The 6,212-nt window shown below is 46.2% G+C and carries 4 protein-coding genes and 1 rRNA gene; 1 reads left to right on the top strand and 4 read right to left on the bottom strand.

What is annotated here, in order from left to right:
* The 3 genes from KFE26_RS17760 to KFE26_RS17750 form a co-directional block, all read right to left on the bottom strand.
* Nucleotides 1-223, bottom strand: a 16S ribosomal RNA gene (locus tag KFE26_RS17760); the annotation flags it as partial.
* 754 nt (nt 224-977) lie between these two features.
* Nucleotides 978-3,704: a preprotein translocase subunit SecA gene (gene secA / locus KFE26_RS17755; protein ID WP_212601193.1), complete on the bottom strand. Its 2,727-nt coding sequence runs from the start codon at nt 3,702-3,704 to the stop codon at nt 978-980.
* A 60-nt stretch (nt 3,705-3,764) separates the two neighbouring features.
* The gene (locus tag KFE26_RS17750; RefSeq protein WP_105251201.1) at nt 3,765-4,664 is read right to left on the bottom strand and encodes a M23 family metallopeptidase; all 900 of its coding nucleotides are present in this window, start codon (nt 4,662-4,664) and stop codon (nt 3,765-3,767) included.
* A gap of 27 nt (nt 4,665-4,691) precedes the next feature.
* On the opposite strand from KFE26_RS17750, the gene KFE26_RS17745 reads away from it, so the two are divergent.
* Nucleotides 4,692-5,138, top strand: coding sequence for a DUF721 domain-containing protein (locus KFE26_RS17745; RefSeq protein ID WP_106648311.1), 447 nt, complete (start codon nt 4,692-4,694; stop codon nt 5,136-5,138).
* A gap of 12 nt (nt 5,139-5,150) precedes the next feature.
* On the opposite strand, the gene lpxC is transcribed toward KFE26_RS17745, so the two are convergent.
* Nucleotides 5,151-6,071, bottom strand: coding sequence for a UDP-3-O-acyl-N-acetylglucosamine deacetylase (lpxC, locus tag KFE26_RS17740; protein ID WP_011845621.1), 921 nt, complete (start codon nt 6,069-6,071; stop codon nt 5,151-5,153).
* Nucleotides 6,072-6,212 lie beyond the last annotated feature (141 nt).

The following is a 6,212-nucleotide window of genomic DNA, read 5'->3' as shown; positions in this document are numbered from 1 at the left end:
TCGCGGAAGGCCCGAAGGTCCCCTCCTTTCCCCCGTAGGGCGTATGCGGTATTAGCAGTCGTTTCCAACTGTTATCCCCCTCGACTGGGCAGATCCCTAGGCATTACTCACCCGTCCGCCGCTCGCCACCTCAGGAGTAAACTCCCTTGTGCTGCCGCTCGACTTGCATGTGTTAGGCCTGCCGCCAGCGTTCAATCTGAGCCATGATCAAACTCTTCAATTAAAGTTTTGTTGCTTCATCCCGAAGGAATCAGCGGCTCAATGAATTCTGATTTTTTGTTTCTAGCTAAAGAAACAAACTGTACATATTACTATGAACACTCATTGTTACATTGATTTAAATTTTTGACTGCCAACCCGAAGGCTAAGCAGTTTCGATTAACTCAACACCTGTGAGTGTCCACACAGATTTGCTTGATAAATTGTTAAAGAGCGTTGACCACACACTGAGTTTTCAGCGGGTCAGGGCTGCGTATTTTACGCATTCCCGTTAGTGCGTCAAGTAGTTTTTTCAACTTTCTCAACACTCATCGTTTAGCTTGCTAACCGATGAACTGCTTGGCTTTCTTTGCTTAACTTGCGTTTCGCTGTCTGCCGTGTCAGTGGATGCGCATTATAGGGAGATTGAGAAAGTCCGCAAGGGCTTTTTTGAGAAAAATGGATCTTTTTTTAATACTTTCAGTTAGTCACACAATACCCCCACTTTATCCTCAGACTTATCCACAAAATGGGTTTTAACGGTTGAATTTGCTACAGCGATGGCTTTGCTTTAATGGCTATCGATAAGAATGAAATGATGTTCAATGGGGAATAACGACGATTAGCTATATAAAGAAGAGTAAGAATGTAATCCGGATGACACGAGAGTAAGCGCTAGGCTTATTAAAGAGGAAATAAAAAGGCAACTTAGATAAGTTGCCTTTAGTGTGCGTTCTATTCTACTTATTCAGTAGGCAGTAGGCTAATCTGTCAGCAGATTAACTTAACTTGCCGTGGCATTGTTTGTACTTACGACCAGAGCCACAAGGACAAGGATCGTTGCGACCCACTTTGTCACCATCACGGATCATCGGTGCTTGCGCAGTGACAGCTTCATGCTCATCACCACCGCCAACAAGCGACTCTGCCGCTGCGTGTTGATAGTCGCGCTGGATCTTGGCATCTTCTTCACGACGACGCGCTTCCATTTCTTCCACATCTGACTGAGCCTGCACTTGTACTTTCGACAGCACACTGATGACGTCATGTTTCAAGGTATTCAATAGTTGTTGGAATAACTCAAACGACTCACGCTTATATTCTTGCTTTGGATTCTTCTGCGCGTAACCACGTAAGTGGATACCTTGGCGCAGATGATCCATCGCCGCTAAGTGTTCTTTCCACAGGCCATCGAGCGTTTGTAGCATAACGGCTTTTTCAAACTGGCGTAGCACTTGCGCGCCAACCATTTCTTCTTTTGCCTTATACGCATCGCCCCAAGCAGTGATAATACGCTCACGTAGACTCTCTTCATGCAGATCGTCTTCTTTATCTAACCATTCTTGGATAGGTAATTTGAGCATAAATTCTTGGTGTAGACGTTGCTCTAAACCCGGGATATCCCACAGCTCTTCTACTGATTGCGGCGGAATATACTGATCGATTACCGCGCCAATTACATCGTCTTGGATGTTTTGGATAGTATCTTCAATACTTTCCGCATCCATCAACTCATTGCGCTGGGCGTAAACCACTTGGCGTTGATCGTTAGCGACGTCATCAAATTCGAGTAATTGCTTACGGATATCGAAGTTACGGGCTTCAACTTTACGTTGAGCGTTTTCGATTGCGCGAGACACCCATGGATGCTCGATCGCTTCGCCTTCTTCCATACCCAGCTTTTTCATCATGCCAGAGACACGATCCGAGGCAAAGATACGCATTAAGCTATCTTCCATCGACAGGTAGAAGCGTGATGAACCCGCGTCACCTTGACGACCCGCACGACCACGTAACTGGTTATCGATACGGCGTGATTCGTGACGTTCTGTACCTAGGATATGTAAACCACCCGCAGCAACGACTTCATCATGACGAATTTGCCAATCGGCTTTGATCTTGGCTTTTTGCTCTGCTGTTGGATTATCGAGTTCATCGATTTCCATGTTCCAGTTGCCGCCAAGCACGATATCGGTACCACGACCTGCCATGTTCGTCGCAATAGTCACAGAACCAGTACGGCCAGCTTGCGCGACGATTTCAGCTTCTCGTTCGTGGAATTTAGCATTTAAAACTTCGTGCGGGATCTTTTCCTGCACCATTAAGCGCGCTAACAGTTCAGACTGCTCGATTGAGACAGTACCCACCAATACTGGCTGACCACGTTCGCGGCAATCTTTAATGTCTTTAATGATCGCTTGATATTTTTCATCGGCGGTCAAATAAACTAAATCCGCCATATCCTTACGCACCATTGGACGGTTAGTCGGCACAACGACTGTGTCTAATCCATAGATGTGTTGGAATTCAAACGCTTCAGTGTCAGCTGTACCTGTCATACCTGCCAGCTTCTCGTATTGACGGAAGTAGTTCTGGAAGGTAATTGAAGCCAATGTTTGGTTTTCGTTTTGAATGTGCACGCCTTCTTTGGCTTCGACGGCTTGATGTAAGCCTTCCGACCAACGACGACCTGGCATAGTACGACCCGTGTGTTCATCGACTATGATGACTTCGTTGTCTTGTACTATGTAATCCACATCACGTTCAAACAGCGTGTGCGCACGAAGCGCCGCGTTGACGTGGTGTAACAGGGAAATATTAGCTGCAGAATAGAGTGAGTCGCCTTCGGCTAACATGCCGCGCTCGATCAACAGGTTTTCTACTTTTTCTTGGCCACGCTCGGTGAAATGCACTTGTTTGGCTTTTTCATCGATGCTGTAGTCGCCCTCACCCACAAACTCTTCCGTATCTTCTTTATCTTGACGGATAAGATTAGGGATCAAGGTGTTGATCTTGATGTATAGCTCAGAGCTATCTTCGGCGGCGCCAGAGATGATCAGCGGCGTACGCGCCTCGTCGATTAAGATTGAATCCACTTCATCGATTAGGGCGTAGTGCAACGGACGTTGGACCCGTTCTTGCGGTGAAAACGCCATGTTATCGCGCAGATAATCGAAACCAAACTCGTTGTTGGTCCCGTAAGTGATATCGGCGTTATAGGCAGATTTCTTCTCATGTTGGCCAATACCTGCGACGTTGATTCCTACGGTTAAACCAAGGAACTCAAACAGTGGGCGGTTATTCTCGGCATCACGACGTGCCAAGTAATCGTTCACTGTAATCACGTGGACGCCTTTGCCTGTCAATGCGTTTAAGTAGGCGGGTAAGGTTGCCGTTAAGGTTTTACCTTCACCCGTACGCATTTCAGCAATACGGTTGCTGTCGAGTACCATACCGCCGAGTAACTGTACGTCGAAATGACGCATATCAAATACACGCTTAGACGCTTCGCGTACTGTCGCAAAGGCTTCAGCCATGATGCTATCTAATGAAGCTCCAGCAGCTAAACGCTCACGGAACTCTGCGGTTTTCGCCTTTAATGCTTCATCGGTTAATTTTTCATAATCAGCTTCTAATGCGTTAATGCTAATAACGATCTTTTGAAGCCCTTTAAGGGTGCGGTCGTTGCGACTACCAAATACTTTTGTCAGTAATTTACCAAACATCTGAATCACTTATTCTCTGTAGGCCAAGTCCATGATGGAAACTAGAAGCCAATGTTTCAATTAACTTGCTTTGCGGTAGACAAACTTTTGTGGATCTATCTGCTGTCCGCCGCGCAACACTTCATAATGCACATGAGCCCCAGTTGAGCGCCCAGTGCTTCCCATACTGGCGATAGCATCGCCTTTTGCGACCACATCACCTACAGTCACTGACAAAGCTTTATTATGGCCATAACGCGTATGCAAACCGTTACCATGGTCGATTTCAACCAATTCGCCATAACCGAACATATTTCCAGCAAAAGTCACCACGCCTGCAGCAGTCGCAACAACTTTAGCTCCTTCTCGACCGGTAAAATCAATCCCCTTATGCACAGACCTGCGACCGTTGAAAGGGTCATTACGTAATCCGTAGGGCGACGATAACCAACCTTTATCGAGCGGGATACCTGATATATAACGTTCATCATCTATATGGTGGTTAGATGACACTGTTTCAAGTAGTGAAAGCTGAACATTATTATTGTCAATTCGTGATGCCAACTTATCCATATCGTCGATAAGCTGTCCGAGCTCGATGTTAGTGCCTAGTTCGCTCAAACCACCCACACCAACCTCGGATGAAAAATCAAAATCTTCATCCAACTTATTCTGCTGAGCGACCTGTTGACCTAAAGCTTCGAGACGGGTGATCTTGGCTTGCATACGTGCAACATGAGTCACAAGCATAGCCAGTTGAGACTCAGTAGCACTTTTAAGCTCTAAGACTTGTTTCTTTTGCTGTTCGCGCACGAGACGATCGTTATCGACACTGGCTTGCTGATCTTGAAATCGAGCGGAGTTGTGTTGATAAATACCGGACCCAGTGGCCAACAATAGTATTGGAAGTAGCAACCAGCGTTTACTGGGCTGCCAGCGTGTGACGCCATTCCGACCTTGAATAAATACTGTTACACTCATAGCCTAATTCAGCCATCTTATTATCATATGAAAAAGCCCCCTCAAGATCTCAGCCAATTACTGCATCAATCGGGAAAATTACCCGACCTTGCTGAGAAAGCGGAACTACTTATGTATCTGGATCAGCATGTGAAGCAGATTATTGCAGGTCCTGTTGCGGAGCAACTAAAAGTCGCTAATTTCCGCCAGGGTGTTCTTGTGGTTGAAACCACTTCGGCAGCCTGGGCTGCGCGAATTAATTTCCAAAAGCCGAAGCTATTAACCCAGCTTCAAGCAGAAACGCTCCCAATCCTTACCGCAATTGAAGTTAAAGTCAACCCGAGATTAGCAATGTATGACGCAAAGCCTAAACAGGGACATAAAGAATTAAGCCCAGCAGCAGCGGAGCACATTGCAGCATTAGCGGAAAATATTGGCGGTTCACTGGGCGAAAAACTAAAACGGCTGGCCTCATTGGCCAGCCGTAATAAATAATCTTACCGCTTTTTAAGCAAATACAGCGCCACCTGGTACGGTAAAGCTGACGGGGACATCGGCTTCTTTTTCGAAGCTGACCAACTCCCACGCATCTTGTTGCGCCAGTAAAGCACGCACCAATTGGTTGTTCAACGCATGACCGGTTTTATACGCAGTGAACTCACCTAAAATAGCGTGCCCAGCCACATATAAATCACCAAACGCATCTAGAATTTTGTGCTTAACAAATTCGTCCTCATAACGCAGGCCGTCGGGATTAAGGACGCGATATTCATCAAGTACAACAGCGTTTTCCATGCTGCCGCCCAACGCTAGGTTGTTAGCTCGCAAATATTCGATATCACGCATAAACCCAAAAGTACGGGCGCGGCTGATATCTTTCACGAAAGCAGAAGTTGAAAAGTCCATCACCACATGCTGTTGGCTACGAGCGATTTCTGGATGCGCAAAATCAATTTTAAAATTGACTCTAAAACCTTTAAACGGTTTTAACTCGGCCCATTTATCGCCATCTTCAACGCGCACAGGGCGCTTAATCTTTAAGTACTTCTTAGGCGCGGCCTGCTCTTTAATACCCGCAGACTGCAACAAGAAGACGAATGGGCTTGCACTGCCATCCATAATAGGAATTTCAGGCGCGTCCACTTCGATTACAGCGTTATCTATGCCTAAACCCGCAAGTGCTGCAAATAAATGCTCAATGGTCGAGATACGAATACCTTCGTCATTGACAAGTGCCGTACACATAGTGGTTTCACGAACTTGCTCCGCCTTCGCTGGGATGGCGACGGCAGGACTCAAATCGGTGCGCACGAGTACGATCCCTGAATTAACGGGCGCGGGCATAATGCTCAAAGTGACCTTGTTGCCAGAATGCAATCCGACACCAGTTGTTTTCACCATTTTCTGAACAGTTCGTTGAAATATCATTCAGTTACCCGTTTATATGCCAATTATAAAGCCTAATATTTGTACACTCAGCGTCGGCAAATCGAGCCGCACTGGTTCAACATAATAACATAACTTTATTATGTCACACAAATGCAGCTATGTTGTGGTATTGCCCAAAAC

Source organism: Shewanella sp. M16 (assembly GCF_018224605.1).
Taxonomy (GTDB): Bacteria; Pseudomonadota; Gammaproteobacteria; order Enterobacterales; family Shewanellaceae; genus Shewanella; species Shewanella oncorhynchi.
The sequence above is the reverse complement of the archived record's forward strand: the minus strand, read 5'-3'. Positions and strand labels throughout refer to the sequence as shown.